The sequence below is a fragment of the Streptomyces sp. NPDC048603 genome (genome assembly GCF_043199475.1).
Classification (GTDB): domain Bacteria; phylum Actinomycetota; class Actinomycetes; order Streptomycetales; family Streptomycetaceae; genus Streptomyces.
This window is the reverse complement of sequence record NZ_JBICVY010000018.1, coordinates 112,334-127,264: the sequence shown is the minus strand read 5'-3', so window position 1 is coordinate 127,264 and position 14,931 is coordinate 112,334. Positions and strand designations below refer to the sequence as shown.

Below are 14,931 nucleotides of genomic sequence, written 5' to 3'. Positions count from 1 at the left end.
TATCTACCAGGACCTACCCGGCTTGCCGATGGCCTTGAGGGTCTCGGGGCGTTTGACGGTTTTGCCGACGTCGTAGCGGGGTGCCTGGTGTTTGTTCTTGGCGCCGGGTGGCCGGCCGGGGCCAGCGCCCCGGGGTTTGGGAACACGGGCCGGGCAGGCGAGGTGAGGGCGGATGTCCCTGAACCCTCGGCGGACCCGGGCCGGGGTGAGCCGGTCGGAGGCGGTGGGTCTCTCCCAGGGCCGGCGGAGGTCCGCGGCAAGAGGGCGGGCGAGCCGAAGCTGGGTGTGAGCGACGATCAGGATCCAGGTCCAGCGGTCCGCAGCCGCTGGGGTGCGGAGTTTGGGGGTGATCCAGCCCAGGGTCTGTTTCGCGAAGCGGAAGGTGTGTTCCAGGTCGAAGCGGCGGAGGAATGCCTGCCACCAGCGGTCCACGTCGTCCGTGGTGGCGCCGGTCTTGGAGGACCATAACCACACCGGCGGGGCATTCCGTTCCTTCGACAGGTGCTCGACCTTCAACCGCGTCGGCGTTCCTTCGACCAAAGGCAGTTCGCCGTCGTGGTCGAGCCAGGAGGAGCGGTGGGTGAGCCTGGGGTGGACCCGGTCCCAGGCCTGGGTTTCGGCCTTGCCGTAGTTGGTGGTGCCGGTGACGGTGGTGATCGCGGGCTCGGGCCAGGTATCCGGCTTGGTGAAGCGGAACTCCGGGCCATGCTTGGGCGGCCGGCCATTGACGCCGTGCATCCGCGGCGGCTTCGGCAGCCGCATCACGCGGTCGGAGCGGACCCGGCCGACCAGCTCGACCGGCAGGTCGCGCAGGACCCAGGCCAGGCGGGTGACGTCGTGGCCGGCGTCGCTGACGATCACGATATGCGGGTCCCCGGCCCGCCACTGCCCCGCGGTGATGAGTCGTTCAACGACTCCTCGGAGCTGGTCGGCGGTGATCGCGGTCGCATTGTCCGCGGGGCCGAGCCGGACTGCGTCCAGGATCGCGGTCCAAGACGTGGCACCCGGTTCCAGCACGGCCACGAAGGAGTAGGGCCAGCCTGGAATGAACTGCGAGGCTGTCCTCGCGCGGCCATAGACGTGGCAGAACAGCCGCTCGGCCGAGCAGGGCGCGTCCGAGCGAAGCCACGGCGACACATCGACCGCCAGGACCAGGCGCCCGCCGTCGAAACGCGGCAGCGACAGCCCGGCCAGCACGGTCCGCAGCCGACCGACGTCGAGCCGGCCGTGGTTCAGGCCGCCGTACATCGCTCCGTGCCCACGACGATGCTCGGGCAGCAGCGTCAAATCCACCGGGGACTTCACCGCGCCGTCCGCACACAGCACCGCGTCCACCAGCTCGAACAACTCGTCGCGCCGCGCGGCAAGACACTCGTAGAACTCGCCTCGGAAGCGTGACGCTTCCGCGAACGCTTCCCTCCGGACAGCATCAGGCAGCAGACTCACCTCACAGCCTTCGTCGTGATCACGTGCACCTTGGTCGGAGCACATGATCAGACGAAGGCCGCCTCCACGTTCAGGCTTTCCCTGCTCGGGTGATCAAGTTCGACGGACCGTTCGACTGTCGACGGGGCGATCCAGGAGGCACGAGGCCGTGCATGATGACCTCGTGGACACGACTTCATCGACGGCGATCGTCGAGGCAGGCTGGCAGGCCGTACGGACTGATGGGCGCGTACGGACCGCGCTTCTGGCCGCCGCGTACGCAGAGCCCCGCTTGCGGCAGCTGTTTCCCTGGACTGGGATGGGTGAACTGCATTTCAGCCGCTGCACCGAGTATCGGCACACGTGGGACATCCCTTACATCCAGCCGGCAGCCGGAGGCGGCTACTGGGTGTCGGGGCCCCTCCGCACCGAGTCCGTAGGCCCGGCGGATACACCCGAACAAGCCATCGCGATGGTCGTGGCACGCCTGCCGCTCGGCTGTGGCCCCGCGTTCGTGGGCACGCCCGAGGAGCTCGCGACGCACGAGGCAGCTGAGCACCAATCCGAGACGGACGAAAGTCAAAGAACAAGCTGAGGCGGGCGAAGCATCGTTCGACCACGTTGCGGTCGCGGCAGATCTCCTTGTCGAAGGCGGGTGGGCGGCCTCCGAGAGCGCCGCGTCGGCGGCGGTTGGCGACCTGGTCGCGGCGTTCGGGCATCGTGGCGGCGACGCCCCGGCGCCGCAGCAGGTGGCGGATGGCCCTGCTGGATTAGGCCTTGTCGCCCAGCCCCCGCGCCGGCGTGGTGCGCGGGCGGCCTGCGGCGACGCGCGGGATGCGGATCCCGTCGAGGACCCGGGCGAACGCGGTGGCGTCATTGACATTCCCGGGCGTGAGCACGGTGGACAGCGGCAGGCCCCGGCCGTCGACGGCGAGATGGACCTTCGTGGTCAGCCCGCCGCGGGACCGGCCGAGGGCCTGGCACGTCTGCGAGCGGCCCGGATCTTCCAGTTCGTCCCCGTCTGCGTCCCCTTTCTGCGGGCGCCGGCGGCGTGCTGGTGGGCCCGGTTGACCGTGGAGTCGACTGCGACGGTCCACTCCACCCGGCCCACCGCGTCGTCGCGGACCTGGACGTGCTCCAGCAGCCTGGCCCATGTGCCGTCCGCCTCAGCGGGCGAACTGCTCGTAGACGGTCTGCCACGGCCCGTACCGCTCGGGCAGGTCACGCCACGGAGCACCGGTCCGCAACCGCCACAGCACACCATTGACCACCTGGCGGTAATCACGCCACGGACGACCACGCCCGTCCACCTGCGGCAACAGCGGCTCTATCCGCTCCCACGCCGCGTCCGTCAACTCACCTCGACCCGCCACAAGATCAATTATCAGACAGGCTTTAGTACACGTCCGCACGGGGAGGGCGGCGCAGTGGGCGGAACCCCATTGTCAGTGGCGGGTGCGAGTCTGCGGTCGTACCGCTGAACCACCGAGGCCTCGAACGGGCCCTGACCCAGGGGGTTTCCATGTCCATGTCCGCGCCCACACCCGCATCCGTACCCGCCTCCGCGTCCGTCGACTTCCCCTCCGGATGGTGTGCGACCGATCTGGGCCCCTACCGCCCCTGCGAGTTCACCTACGAGGTGTACCCGCCGGAGTGCATGCCGCCCGTCGACCCCGCCCGTCTCGACGGCCGTTTCGGCTGGTGCGGCGGGCCGGGCGAGCAGCCGTCCGAGCACACCGGGCACCTGGAGTCGCTGGGGGCTGAACTGACGGCCCTCGGCCTGCACCTGCCCGAGGACTTCCGGACCGGCTACGGCAGCAACCGCCTGGCCCGCATGTGCGACCAGGTGTCGGTGACGGCCTGTTGGAGCGACCTGTCCGGCCCGCTGGAGAGTCCCGTCGAGGAGGGAGCCCGCCTCGTACGGTTCCTGCGGGACCAGCAGGACTGCGTCATCTGGTACCTGTACCTGCGGCCCTCGGGGGAGTCGTTCGTCGTCTGCTCGCACCTGGATCTGGAGTGGGGTTACCGGGAGCTGGCGCAGGAGGACCGAGCCGAGTTCCGCGCAGCGGCAGCGGAGTCATTGGTGCGGTGCGCCACGAGCTTCGAGGAGTTCGCCTACCGGTTCGTCGTGGAGAACGAGCTGTGGACGTACCTCAACGGGACCGGCGGGGAGGACGCGCTCGCCCCCCACCTCCGGGAGTACCTCGACCACTACTCGGCCCCGGTCTCCTGAACGGGCCGCGGTCGTGGTGCATCGGGGTGGACGGTGTCGCGTGCCGCCCTCTGGCGAGCGGGGGCCGGGGCTCTTCGACCTGGCGTAGCGGCTCCGGAGCCTGGTCTTCGGAAGAACCGGAGCGCGGTCGGCGAGCCGGCCCCGACGACTACTGCTCGCCTTGGGCGGGCCGGAAGCGCACGAAATCCACCTCGTCGCCGTTCGTGGCGAAGTCAACCCGCCAGCGTCCAGCCCCGAGCTCGATGACACCCACCCCGTCGAACGCCCGGATCTGCTCCGGATCCGCCGCCCCACTGTAGGCCGAATCGAACATGTAGAGGCGGCCGTCAGACAGCGAGATGACGTCCACTCCCACGGTGCGCCAACTCTGCTCGGGGACGTTCCCGGGATCATCATCGGCTTCGTCGGCCGATGAGCGCACCAGGATCCCGCCCCGGCTGCCCGCTGCATCCGCCACGAACCACGTGCGGACTTCACTGTCGAGGACCAAGACGGGTTGCCCGTGCACATCGACCCATCCGAAGCCCCCGAACGGTGTCGTCTCGAAAACCGGTGGATCGCACGCCCGGTCGTAGTCGCACTCCGGTCCGCCCGCAGCGCCCCAGATCCAGCCTTCCGGAACCTCCACACCCACAGGAGGCAGCGTCCCCCGCCAGTGCTCGGCAGCATCTGCCGCGATCACGACGATCGGCCCGCCACCCGAATCGGTCCAGGGCCGGCCGAGTTCATCAACATTCATCCCCAACGCCCCCCCGGTGAAGTCTCTGCATGCCATACGTTCCTGTGGCATCGATCGTATCTTCGCGTGATCTGGTCGGCGCGAGGGTGCCGACCCGGTTCTCGTACTCCCGGCGAGCCTTGCGCTCGGCCGGGGCCGCCGGGACGCCCGTACTCAGACCGCCGGGCCCCCTGGCGTCGGGTTCTGCCGCTTGCGGATGGTGGAGGCACGCCCGGTGCACCAGCGGGAGCAGTACTTGCGGGGGCGGCGGGCGGAGTCGGGCAGCAGCTGGGCGCAGACCGGGCAGTGGCCGACTTCGATGACGGGGGCCAGGCGCTCGAGAAGCTCGTGGGCCTGGCCCTCTTCCTCCTGGTCGTACGGGATGACGTCGGCCTGGCGGCCGGCGAGGAGTTCGGCGAAGACGGTGCGCAGGGTGGGCAGGTCGCGGCGGCAGGTGCCGAGGAGGTTGAGGTAGTCCTCGACGGGCCAGCTGGCGAGGACGCCGGAGCGGGTGAGGTACAGGCCCAGGGTGTCGATCCGGTAGCGGTCGGCGGTGTCGAGGAGCAGGTAGCCGAGCAGCTGGTTCGCGGTGTGCTTGGACAGCCCTCGGGCGAAGGGGTGCTTGGTGCTCTTGAAGTCGAGTAGCAGGCCGTCGACGACGAGGTCGGCGTCGGCAGTGATGCCGACGCCCGGGAAGGTGGGTCCGCTTGTGCCGTCCCGGGGGCGGGTGCGGGCTCGCAGCGCCTCCAGGGCGCCGGTGGTGGCCAGGTAGAGCTGGTGAACGACGTCGTCGACCATGTCCTGGCAGGGGAGCTGCGGGAGTCAGTCGAGAGTGAAGCCGGCGGGGTCCTCCAGTGCGGTGAGGTACAGCGGGGTGAAGGTGAATCCGTAGTCGTTGCGGAATATCACCTGGTACCAAGCGGCGGCGAGCAGCATCCGGGCCAAGTTGCCCCGGTCCACGGGGCTGGGACCTGTGAGTTCGCCCCCCCGTTACCTTTTTCGTGGCTCCGCAATGGGGCCTCCGGCCCTCGGGTCCGGCATGACTTCCCCCCCTTGTTGTTGATGATCCGGGGGGTGGTGTCACCGGGTCCGGAGGCATCGACGGACCGCTGATGAGGGGCTTGAGCACCGGCTTCACCCAGGCCGGAAGAGCTCTCCGTAACGTGGATGTAGCAGCTCGGTGCCGAGGCAAGGCCGGACGAAAGCGTGATGGAGGGGCCTGCACGTGATCGACACCGGCGACATCGACGTCTTCCTCGGCCTGGACGTCGGCAAGGGCGAACACCACGCCACCGCCGTCACCCCGGCCGGGAAGAAAGCCTTCGACAAACGGCTGCCCAACACCGAACCCAAGCTCCGCGAACTGTTCGCCAAGCTGCAGGCCAAGCACGGAACCGTGCTCGTCGTGGTCGACCAGCCGGCCTCGATCGGCGCCCTGCCGCTGACAGTTGCAAGGGACATGGGCTGCCCGATCGCCTACCTCCCGGGCCTCACGATGCGGCGGATCGCCGATCTCTACCCAGGTGAGGCGAAGACGGACGCGAAGGACGCGTTCATCATCGCGGACGCCGCCCGGGCAATGCCCCACACGCTGCGGGCGATCGACGGCGAGGACCAGACGATCGCCGAGCTGGAAATGATCGTGGGGTTCGACGACGACCTGGCCGGGGAAGCAACCCGAGTCGCCAACCGGCTTCACGGCCTGCTGACCCAGGTCCATCCGTCGCTGGAGCGGGTACTGGGGCCGCGATTGCAGCACCCGGCGGTCCTGGCCTTGCTGGAGCGGTTCGGGTCACCGGCCCAGATCCGCAAGGCCGGCCGTCGTCGGCTGGTCACGCTGTTACGGCCGAGAGCCCCCAGGATGGCCGAGCGGCTCGTCGAGGAGATCTTCGCCGCCCTGGACGATCAGACCGTCATCGTTCCCGGCACCGAGGCGGCGGCACTGATCGTCCCGAGCCTGGCCGGATCGCTGACCGCGGTCCTTGACCAGCGGAAGCTGTTGGCCGCGCGGATCGAGGAACTCCTGGAGGCCCACCCTCTTTCGAAAGTCCTGACGTCCATGCCGGGAGTCGGCGTCAGGACCGGAGCCCGCATTCTGATCGAGGTCGGCGACGGCAGCACCTTCCCGACCGCCGGCCACCTCGCCGCCTACGCCGGCCTCGCCCCAGCGACCCGCAGCTCGGGCTCCTCGATCCGCGGCGAACAACCGTCCCGACGCGGAAACAAGCAGCTCAAACGGGCCTTCTTCCTCTCAGCGTTCGCCGCCCTGGGCGACCCGGCCTCCCGGGCCTACTACGACAAGAAGATCGCCCAGGGCAAGCACCACACCCAGGCCCTGCTCTGCCTCGCACGACGCCGGGCAGATGTCCTCTTCGCGATGCTCCGGGACGGAACCTTCTCGAACCGCAGCCCGTTCGGACGGTCGCTCCGCAGACTTAGACCATGGTCAGGAGGTGATCCGTGGGGCCGTAGTCGATCTTCCAGTCGGCATAGACCCCACAGAATCCATCCTTGATGCACCGCAGGCCCACGGTCACCCAGCGGACCGATCCGTCGTCGCCGAGCGAGAACGCGACCGCGGCCTCGAACTCCTCGCTCCCGCAGGGGCAGCCGGCAGTACCAGGTTCGTCGTCCTCCCAGGACTCCTCGTTCCAGTACTCCTCGCTATCCGCGATGAACGCACGGCTGCCGCAGCCAGAGCACTCCCGTTCCGCTCCGGACGCATCGACCAGCACGAAGAACACCCGGCCGCCGCACCCACACACGGAAGCAGCGATCTTCACCGGACGGCCGTCGTCAGCATTCCGGAGAAACACCGCGAGGTCCGCAGAGACACCCTCGCCAATCTGATCATCAGCATGCACAGGCACATCGTTCCAGATGGCCCGAACCAGCCTCGTCCACCTTGACCAAAGATAGGGGCACACCCCGGGGTGTGCCGTGGTTCCCCGCCGACGTCGAGGAGTGGTCGGTGCGGTGGGTGCTGCTGCACCTGATCGAGGAGACCGCACGCCACGGCGGCCACGCCGACATCATCCGCGAGAGCCTGGACGGCGCCACCCTCTACCCGCTGATGGCCGCCGCCGAGCAGTGGCCCGACCCGTGGTTCGAGCCCTGGGAGCCCGCCGCGCCCGCTGGCTGTGGGATACGGCCGTCAGAAGTCGTGCCCCATCAGCCGGGTATGGTCGAGGCCCTCTTGCGGACCGGTCCTACGCTGGAGGCATGGCCACCGATCCCTTGCTGAGACAAGGCCCCGACTCGACGGATCTGGTCCTGCGCGTCGGCCCGGCCGGGCCGACGTGGAACGCGCTGACCTCGGCGGGGCCGGCGCTGTTCACTCCGCTCGCTCTGGGCGTGCCGACCCTGCTCGTTGCCTTCTGGATGGCGCTGGCCGGGGCGCGGGCGTCGACCGTGTTTGTGGTGGTGGGGGTGATCGCCGGGCTGGAGTACCTGATCGGCTGGCTGGCGCAGGCCTCTTCCCGGGCCCGGGACATCCTGCGGGTGGAGTTCGCGCCGGCCGGGGTGCCCGCGTCTCTGAGGTTGGTCCGGGGCGCCGGGCCGGACGACTGGCTGCCCGTCAAGACCCTGCGCGCGGTGCGGCTGACGCACAAGGTGGTGGAGCCGTACCAGGGGGACTACAAGCCGGCCGTCTCCACGCTCGCGCTGGAACTCGTCCTGCTGGGCGTCCGGGAGCGGCTCACGCTCCCGTTCGACGGCGACCCGCAGCGGCTCGCCGACGCGCTAAGGGCCCTGCTCGGCCCGGCTGGGGTCGTGGTGTACCTGCGCACCGAGCGCAGCACACGCGATCGGCCAGCGCAGCCCAACTCCGGCTGGACTTCCGGCGGTTCGGCCTCGGCTGGCTCGGGTGGCGGCTGACCCCGGGCTGCCCGTGGCGCTCCCCGTGTTGAGCCGCCGGGTCGGCTCGCGGCCGCAGCCGGGTCCTCCGGCCACGGGTGGCGGGGGTAGCGGCCGCGGAGCTCGGCTCGCACGGCGCGGTGGCCCTCGCGCCAGAACGACGCGAGGTCGCCGGTGACGGCGGCCGGGTGCCCAGCCGGGGAGAGCAGGTGGACGGTCAGCGGGGCCCGCCCGTCCGCCAGCGCGAAGGCGGCAGACCAGCCGAACAACTCCTCCAGTTTCACCGCGAGTACGGGCCGCTGGCCACTGTAGTCGACCCGGACCCGCGAGTGTGCGACATCCCGTGGGTTCCTCGGGGAACATCGGTACAGCGATCATCGGTGAGAACGATCATGGACCTGGGGTTAGCGTCACATGTAGGCGTCACTCGGTGACGCCTACTGAACGTGAACGCCTCCGCGATGCCCTCGTGCGGCACCTTGGCGAGCAGTACCGGCAGTCCGAGCGTTTCCGGGTGTAGAGCGGACTTACTGGTGAAGCATCGGTATTCCGACCGCGCGCAATTCCTCTGGTCCACGACTCGCCCTCGGCAGAGAAGTGGCCCGGAGCATCCAACCTGGGCTGGTGCAGCCTCGTGAAATCTCCGGTCGTACTGGTCACTATGCTGCCGGGATGACCGCACCGACGCCCCTGCCGCTGACCCTGGAAGCGGCCAAGGAGCTTCAGGGCATGCTCCGAACCGAGATCGGGCCGGGCCTCATCGAGCGGGAACTCGACGCGGTCGAGGCACGGTTCGGCTTCACCTTCTCGGCGGACCACAGGGTCTTCCTCGCCGCCGGGCTCCCACACGGGTCACGAAGCTGGCCCGACTGGCGCAACGGCGACCCCGAGGACCTGGCCGAGCGGCTCTCCCAACCGGTCGAGGGTGTGCTCTTCGACGTTGAGCACAACGGCTTCTGGTATCCCGCCTGGAACCCGAGGCCCGCAGAGACATCCGACGCGCTGCAGATCGCACGGTCCGAGTTGGCGACCGTACCGAAGCTGGTCCCGCTCTACAGCCACCGCTACCTGCCTGGCACGGCGGGCGAATGCGGGCACCCCGTGTTGTCCGTCCACCAGACCGACATCATCATCTACGGGAACGACCTCTCCGACTACGTGCGGCACGAGTTCACCGGCCGGGCAAGCAGTCTCCCGGCCCGCGCGACTGTCGGTTTCTGGTCGTACTTCGTCAACGGCGGCCCCGGCATCGACGTCACCGCGCCCACGCCGCACACCCCTTACGCCGTCAGCGCGCAGGAGGCGATCGAGTGCCTGCGGATGTTGGCACTGGAGCGCCTGATCGGCCGACAGCACCACCCACACCAACTGATCGAGGCAGGGCTTACGGCACTGGTCCTCGACGTCGAGACGGAGTCGCTCCCGCTGCTCGCCGGCCTGTCGCGCACCGAGCACGAGAGCGCCGATGCGCTCTTCTACCAGGTACTGGCCGAACTTGATCTGCCCGAGAGCCTTCCCGGCGATGACACCGACATCCCCTGGGAAGCGGCGCGCTGGGAGCTCGTGCGCTGGTGGCTCGGACTGATCGTAAACGGGAGTCTGGCCCCCGGGGCCGGCGGTGACGTGATCACGCACGAGGGCTGGGGCGCACTGGCCCGGCCTCAGTCGCTTCGGCCGTTCGTCGACAAGGTCGATGCGTACAACGACTGGGAGACGGTCCAGCGCAGGACACGCGAACAAGCGATCGTCACGGAGGCCGAACGGCTGCTCGCCGGTCCCTGGCCACCGCTTGGCTGATCTCCGGACAGTCGGTGTGGACGGTGCGGCGGTGAGCGGCCAGGCCGGTCGCCTCCGTTTGTTCGCCCGCCGTTCTCGCCGCCGACTGGGAGGTGGCCTCCGTGGAGGTTCAGGCGGTGTGCCTCGGCCTCGGCGCTATTCGGTCTTCTGGAGGGCTGTCAGGGCCGCCTCCGTCCAATCCCGCCCGGACCGGCCCGTGCCCTGGCAGCGACTAGCTTCCCCCCTTCGGGCCGCCGTCCTGCGGCCGCCGCCACGCGGCGTACAGCACTGTCGCGGCGGTGGCATATCCGGCGAGGTCCTGAGGGGTGCTGTGGCCGACCAGGACAAAGACACTGACGACTCGAAGTTCCGGGCCACGGCGGGCGGCGCGGCCCCCGGCGCTCTCGCCAGCAAATCACCCGTGAGGAACCGCACTTGTAGGGTCTCACCCTCTGCTGCACAGTCTCAGCGCCATCTGCGTATGGACTGCACTTATGCAGCGTTCGTGAAACCCACAACTCACCGTGTTCACACCGTCTGTAGGCTCAAGGCGGGTGTCAGCCCGCGTCCCAGGGGGACGCGATCGACTGGTTCGGCTCCCGTCCGTATCGCTGGAGGTTCTTCGCCGCGGCGGACTGTCGGCTCTCCACCAGCTGGTCGGCCGCCGCCTGCAGAGCCGTGTCGCAGCCGGCCTCGGCGGCACGGTCGTGCCAGGCGAGTGCTCGTCCACCCGCCCGACGCCAACCAACCACTCCGCCGCCCGCTGAAGGGCATTGATGTCGCCAGCGTCGGCGGCACGGTCACACCAGGCGAGCGCTTCGTCCATCCGTTCGACGGCCATCAGCCATTCCGCCGCCCGCTGTAGGGCATACGTGTGACCGGCGTCGGCGGCACGGTCGTACCAGGCGAGTGCTTCGTCCACCCGTCCAGCGGCTGCCGGGTCGAGGGTGATCGCCTGATGCACTTCGAGAGCAAAGGGGTCGGTCACCTCCGCCAACGGCTTTCCCGGCGGAGCCGTGAGGCGTGCCTTGACCCACAGGTCGGTCACCCGGGAGGCCAGGTCGTCGGCGTTCCACCTTGCCCGGCGGGCCAGCACCACCGCGACCGCGACGGCGTCGGCCTGCTGCGCGGGCACGCCTGAGTCGCTGATGCAGCGTCGGATTGAGTCCCGCTCCGGTGTCGTTGAGCCGGGCAGCGACGGGTCCCGCGAACGCTTCCCGTTCGCGGGACCCGTCGTACGGGCTGGGGGAGCTCCGTCCGGGCCGCTGGGATCATGCGGCCGACTCGTGGTGGTCAGCCGTTGAGCGGGGTGTCATAGTGGATCCACCCGGACCAGTTGCCGTCGTGGTCGCGGTTGCGGCCCCAGTACTCCGTCTGCTGGTCGTAGTAGAACATTCGGAAGGACCAGGGGTCGCTGGTGTCGTAGTCGTAGGTGTACACCTTGCTGTACGCCTTGCCGCCCATGGACATCCACCGCGACCAGTCCCCGTCGGAGTCCGTCCAGCGGGTCCACACCGCGCGGTCGGTGCCGACGACGAAGTCCTGCTTCGTGCCGTTGGGCAGTACGCGGGTGGTCGGCGAGTATTCGCAGAGGTAGACGCCGCCTCCGTACGAGCAGTAGGCCGCCCCCGCCTGGGCCGGTGTGGCCATCACCGCGACGCTCGCGACCGCGGTGGCCGCGACCGCGGCCGCCTTCAACTTGCGGACCAGCATGTCTCTCCTTCGTGCGTGCGACCGCCCCGTTCGGGCACGGACGCGCTTCCTTCCGGCCGCCGGGGCGGTAGGGCGCCCCTGCGGCAGGCACAGTCGATCACGGTGTCAGGGCGCGGTCCCAGGCAATTCCACCCGCAAAACTACGGCTCGGCGTACTTCTGCCGGGCCCGGATGCCGCTGCTCAGGGCATGACCGGCGGGCGGCCGGGCAGACGCCGACGGGAAAGGGCCGGCGGCTGTGCCGGAACGGCGTGCCCGACGCGAGACGGGGACGGCCCGTGGTCCTGGTGGCGGCTGACTTCACGGGCGCCTTCTTTGACGAACTCCCGAGCCGGCTACGCCATGGGCATGCGCGCCGAGGAATCCCCTGGCCGTGCGAAGGAGCCGGTCATCGAGCTGCACCCCCGGGGGCCGTCATCCCGGCGCCTGACTGCGGTCATTGCGGCAGGCTGCTGCCGCGCCGCGGGCATCGGGCGCGGGCCGGGGGCCGGTGCGGGAGCGCGGCCGCCCGGGGGCGCGGGCGGGTCGGCGCGGGTTCGTCGGGGCGATGACAGGGAGCTCGCCGCCGATCTTGCAGGGGAAGCTCTGTTCGAGATCTGCGTTGTCCACTGAATCGGAATCCACGACTCAATGAAAACGTCCGGCGAGAAGGTAAGGGTTCGTGGTCCGTGGCCAGCGTCACCCGCAGGCCACCTGCCCCCGACCGGAACCGCTCGACCACCCGGATCTCGCCCGGCACCGCCAGCGGGCCGCTACCGGGCGCGGCCAGCCGGCGCACCGACGCCCCGAACTCCCCGGCCGCAAGCTCGGCCAGCGCGTCGGCGTCGTCGTCGGTCGACCAGCCCGACAACGAGTCCTCGCCGGCCGCGTCGTCGGCCAGCGACAGCCATGGGTCATCGAGTCGGAACCTGTGCACGGCGCCTCCGGACCCGGCCGGCACCAGCGAAGCGATCGTCGGCCCCACAGGTACGCCGATCTTGTCGTGGGCGAGGAGCCAGGCGACGACCGCGCAGCAGTCGAACTGCGGGTGGACGTCCGTGCCGGCTACCGGGTCGGGGAGGTCGGGGTGCCGGCGGCGCCAGGCAACGACCGCGGCCCGGCCCACCCTGGCGATCCGCGCCACACCCGCCAGCAGCACCCGGTCCTGCCCCGGGACGGCCGGGTCGAGGGCGGCGAGCGGGGAGCGGCTGCCCGGGCGGGCGGTGCGCACGGCCCGCCAGTCCACGGACGGGCGGACCACCTCCAGAAGCGCGATCTCCTGGGCGTCGTAGAGGGGGACCCGGGTCACCCCGCCGTGGCGCTTGTAGTCCACGTCCACGAAGGCGACCGGGGACAGCCACCCGAGCCGGCCGGTGATCAAGTCGAAGTCCGTACGGCGGACCCCGAGCCGGCGCGCGTCCTGGTCTGGGCCGGGGGGGGGACGTGCCGGTCGAGGAGGGCGGGCAGGTCCCGGCGGCGGGCGAGCGCGGCCACCTGGTCCGGGTGGACGTCAGGGAACGGATGGTCCCGCCGAGGCGAACCAGCAAGCCGGCTCGGGCCAGGTGTCCCACCGCGGACGCGGTCACCCGCGGCCGGCACCTCGAAAGGGGCTCCCCGAGGGCCTGAGTCGGTTGCTCCGCGGCCACTTCGGCGCCGATCAGCCCGCGCAGCACGGCCCGCACCTGCTCCGGGTCGGCAGCCTCCACCACCGCCCCGGCCCCGCGTCGGCGGCCGGAACCAGGCAGGCGGTAGCGGTCATCATCACGCACGCCCGTCAACAGTCGGCTCTGCAACGGCACTGCGTGGGAAGTTCGAAGTGCAGTTCAGGCCTGGAAAGCAGCCTGGGTCGGCTCGAACACTCTTAAGATCATGATTGATTGCCAGTGAACCGCTCGCAGCATCAGTGCCATCCAGGGGGAATCATGGGAAGCAGCCGGAAGGCCGCCATTGCCGTCGCGGCCATTGGAGTCATCGCGCTCGCCGGATGCGCGGGCGCAGCGGACGGGACCGGGGACGGACGGCGTGGAGACGCCGCACAGGCCCCTGAGGCAGGCCAGAACGGCTCGCCCTCTGGGGCAGTGGCGGGTGCTGGCCAGAGCGGGGCGGGATCGCCGCCCGCAGGCCTCTCCTGCCCGCCCCTGGAGGACGATCGGACCGATACCTCCAACCCTGATGACGTGGCCTTGATCGGGATGGGATGGGCCGATTTCGGCCCGCTGCGGCTGCCGGTGTCAAAGACCTCCGGCCCGGCCGTCACCGAGGGTCAGGTCGCCCGCTGCTACGCACGTACGCCCCGCGGTGCCGTCCTCGCCCTGGTGAACATCAGCGCCCGGGCCGCCAACGGCCCCGACTGGCGCAAGGTTGTGAACCAGCAGGTCTTCCCCGATGCCGCGAAGGACGTGTTCGAACAAGGCACGGCGGCGAACCGCAACGGCAAGCCCGACTTCCCCGAGAAGTCGAACCGAATGGTGCCCGCCGGCTACAAGATCGTCACCTTCACCCCGGACTCCGCCGTCATCGACATCGCCTACCGCAACCCCGGAGGCACCGTAACCACGGTCCTGATGACCGCACGATGGCACGAGGGCGACTGGAAGCAGCAGATGGCCCCCGGCGGGGGCGTGTCTGAGACCGTACTCAGCCGGTTCAACACCCATGGCTACATCCTGTTCCCACAGGAATGAGACCCGTAGAGCTACGCGATAGCCAAGCTCAACCGCATGACGCAGGGACAACCACGTCCAGGGCGTCACGGCTCCCCCATGCCGCCGTGAACCGCACGCCCTCGAAGGGGTGCCCGGGGCCGGCCGCGGCAAGGTGCTCGCCGACCTGCCGGGACACCTCCGGGCGCAGCGGTACCATCCGGCCGACCGCGCGCAGCCGGCCCGCCGTGTCGTGGCGGCCGAGGACGAGGAGACCGGGGCGGGTGGGGGTGCCGGTGACCGCGCACATGATGGCTTCGGTGGTGTCCCGTCGGCGGATCTTGGTCCTTAACTGCACCAGGGCATCTCGTTCAATCTAGCGGCGAGCTTGGGCTGTTCTCAGCGCAGCCAGCGTGCACGGCAACCGATAGGGCCCCGGCGTCTCGCACAAATGAAGATCAAGCACTGATGACTGGTTTCTCGCCATCAGGGGCGCGGGGCCCATGGGTCGTCGCAATGCTCAGGGTCGGGCTGGTCGGGGTGGAGCATCTTTCGTGCGCAGCGGTGCAGTCCCGTTTCGCCGGATCTTGC

Annotated in this window: 14 protein-coding genes and 4 pseudogenes; 7 read left to right on the top strand and 11 right to left on the bottom strand. The window is 69.8% G+C overall.

Annotated features, from left to right (window positions below):
- Window positions 1-3: 3 nt before the first annotated feature.
- Entirely contained in the window at window positions 4-1,446 is a 1,443-nt protein-coding gene (locus tag ACGFQ9_RS34295) for an NF041680 family putative transposase (protein ID WP_393579390.1), read from the bottom strand.
- Window positions 1,447-1,609: 163 nt separating this feature from the next.
- On the opposite strand from ACGFQ9_RS34295, the gene ACGFQ9_RS34290 reads away from it, so the two are divergent.
- Window positions 1,610-2,020, top strand: coding sequence for a DUF6193 family natural product biosynthesis protein (locus ACGFQ9_RS34290; protein WP_393579388.1), 411 nt, complete (start codon window positions 1,610-1,612; stop codon window positions 2,018-2,020).
- Here ACGFQ9_RS34290 and ACGFQ9_RS34285 read toward each other — a convergent pair.
- A pseudogene (locus tag ACGFQ9_RS34285) lies at window positions 2,010-2,798 on the bottom strand (IS5 family transposase); the annotation flags it as partial. The gene ACGFQ9_RS34290 and the pseudogene ACGFQ9_RS34285 sit on opposite strands and share 11 nt — an antisense overlap.
- Window positions 2,799-2,947: 149 nt before the next feature.
- On the opposite strand from ACGFQ9_RS34285, the gene ACGFQ9_RS34280 reads away from it, so the two are divergent.
- Window positions 2,948-3,658, top strand: a complete 711-nt coding sequence (locus ACGFQ9_RS34280; RefSeq protein WP_393579387.1) for a hypothetical protein — start codon at window positions 2,948-2,950, stop codon at window positions 3,656-3,658.
- Between the two features lie 148 nt (window positions 3,659-3,806).
- Here ACGFQ9_RS34280 and ACGFQ9_RS34275 read toward each other — a convergent pair whose 3' ends face one another.
- From ACGFQ9_RS34275 to ACGFQ9_RS34265, 3 genes are all read right to left on the bottom strand, one after another.
- Window positions 3,807-4,397, bottom strand: a complete 591-nt coding sequence (locus tag ACGFQ9_RS34275) for a hypothetical protein (RefSeq protein WP_393579385.1) — start codon at window positions 4,395-4,397, stop codon at window positions 3,807-3,809.
- A gap of 153 nt (window positions 4,398-4,550) precedes the next feature.
- Window positions 4,551-5,174, bottom strand: coding sequence for a hypothetical protein (locus ACGFQ9_RS34270; protein ID WP_393579383.1), 624 nt, complete (start codon window positions 5,172-5,174; stop codon window positions 4,551-4,553).
- Window positions 5,175-5,198: 24 nt separating this feature from the next.
- A complete protein-coding gene (locus ACGFQ9_RS34265; RefSeq protein ID WP_393579382.1) occupies window positions 5,199-5,336 on the bottom strand; it encodes a hypothetical protein in 138 nt (45 codons plus the stop codon).
- 265 nt (window positions 5,337-5,601) lie between these two features.
- Between ACGFQ9_RS34265 and ACGFQ9_RS34260 the strand changes: the two are divergent.
- Window positions 5,602-6,774 (top strand): annotated as a pseudogene (locus tag ACGFQ9_RS34260) (IS110 family transposase); the annotation flags it as partial.
- A gap of 37 nt (window positions 6,775-6,811) precedes the next feature.
- Here the strand turns inward: ACGFQ9_RS34260 and ACGFQ9_RS34255 are convergent.
- Window positions 6,812-7,240, bottom strand: a complete 429-nt coding sequence (locus ACGFQ9_RS34255) for a hypothetical protein (protein ID WP_393579381.1) — start codon at window positions 7,238-7,240, stop codon at window positions 6,812-6,814.
- 41 nt (window positions 7,241-7,281) lie between these two features.
- Here ACGFQ9_RS34255 and ACGFQ9_RS34250 point away from each other — a divergent pair.
- Window positions 7,282-7,455 (top strand): annotated as a pseudogene (locus ACGFQ9_RS34250) (DUF664 domain-containing protein); the annotation flags it as partial.
- A gap of 143 nt (window positions 7,456-7,598) precedes the next feature.
- The gene (locus ACGFQ9_RS34245; RefSeq protein ID WP_393579380.1) at window positions 7,599-8,252 is read left to right on the top strand and encodes a hypothetical protein; all 654 of its coding nucleotides are present in this window, start codon (window positions 7,599-7,601) and stop codon (window positions 8,250-8,252) included.
- A 119-nt stretch (window positions 8,253-8,371) separates the two neighbouring features.
- Here the strand turns inward: ACGFQ9_RS34245 and ACGFQ9_RS34240 are convergent.
- Window positions 8,372-8,602, bottom strand: a pseudogene (locus ACGFQ9_RS34240) (ATP-dependent helicase C-terminal domain-containing protein); the annotation flags it as partial.
- A 301-nt stretch (window positions 8,603-8,903) separates the two neighbouring features.
- Here ACGFQ9_RS34240 and ACGFQ9_RS34235 point away from each other — a divergent pair.
- Window positions 8,904-10,028: a hypothetical protein gene (locus tag ACGFQ9_RS34235; protein WP_393579379.1), complete on the top strand. Its 1,125-nt coding sequence runs from the start codon at window positions 8,904-8,906 to the stop codon at window positions 10,026-10,028.
- 536 nt (window positions 10,029-10,564) lie between these two features.
- Here ACGFQ9_RS34235 and ACGFQ9_RS34230 read toward each other — a convergent pair.
- The 3 genes from ACGFQ9_RS34230 to ACGFQ9_RS34220 form a co-directional block, all read right to left on the bottom strand.
- Entirely contained in the window at window positions 10,565-10,759 is a 195-nt protein-coding gene (locus tag ACGFQ9_RS34230) for a hypothetical protein (protein ID WP_393579378.1), read from the bottom strand.
- Window positions 10,760-11,300: 541 nt separating this feature from the next.
- Window positions 11,301-11,720: a hypothetical protein gene (locus ACGFQ9_RS34225; RefSeq protein ID WP_393579376.1), complete on the bottom strand. Its 420-nt coding sequence runs from the start codon at window positions 11,718-11,720 to the stop codon at window positions 11,301-11,303.
- Window positions 11,721-12,155: 435 nt separating this feature from the next.
- Window positions 12,156-13,079, bottom strand: coding sequence for a hypothetical protein (locus ACGFQ9_RS34220; RefSeq protein WP_393579374.1), 924 nt, complete (start codon window positions 13,077-13,079; stop codon window positions 12,156-12,158).
- A 796-nt stretch (window positions 13,080-13,875) separates the two neighbouring features.
- On the opposite strand from ACGFQ9_RS34220, the gene ACGFQ9_RS34215 reads away from it, so the two are divergent.
- Complete coding sequence (locus ACGFQ9_RS34215) at window positions 13,876-14,382, top strand: hypothetical protein (protein WP_393579373.1); 507 nt, start codon at window positions 13,876-13,878, stop codon at window positions 14,380-14,382.
- A 28-nt stretch (window positions 14,383-14,410) separates the two neighbouring features.
- On the opposite strand, the gene ACGFQ9_RS34210 is transcribed toward ACGFQ9_RS34215, so the two are convergent.
- On the bottom strand, window positions 14,411-14,698 hold the full coding sequence (locus ACGFQ9_RS34210; RefSeq protein WP_393579372.1) for a hypothetical protein: 288 nt from the start codon (window positions 14,696-14,698) through the stop codon (window positions 14,411-14,413).
- Window positions 14,699-14,931 lie beyond the last annotated feature (233 nt).

Excerpts from the sequence above, each read along its gene's own strand:
- ACGFQ9_RS34225 (WP_393579376.1), bottom strand. The coding sequence starts at position 11,720 with ATGCTGGTCCGCAAGTTGAAGGCGGCCGCGGTCGCGGCCACCGCGGTC.
- ACGFQ9_RS34235 (WP_393579379.1), top strand. The coding sequence starts at position 8,904 with ATGACCGCACCGACGCCCCTGCCGCTGACCCTGGAAGCGGCCAAGGAG.
- ACGFQ9_RS34280 (WP_393579387.1), top strand. The coding sequence starts at position 2,948 with ATGTCCATGTCCGCGCCCACACCCGCATCCGTACCCGCCTCCGCGTCC.
- ACGFQ9_RS34275 (WP_393579385.1), bottom strand. The coding sequence starts at position 4,397 with ATGAATGTTGATGAACTCGGCCGGCCCTGGACCGATTCGGGTGGCGGG.
- ACGFQ9_RS34245 (WP_393579380.1), top strand. The coding sequence starts at position 7,599 with ATGGCCACCGATCCCTTGCTGAGACAAGGCCCCGACTCGACGGATCTG.
- ACGFQ9_RS34270 (WP_393579383.1), bottom strand. The coding sequence starts at position 5,174 with ATGGTCGACGACGTCGTTCACCAGCTCTACCTGGCCACCACCGGCGCC.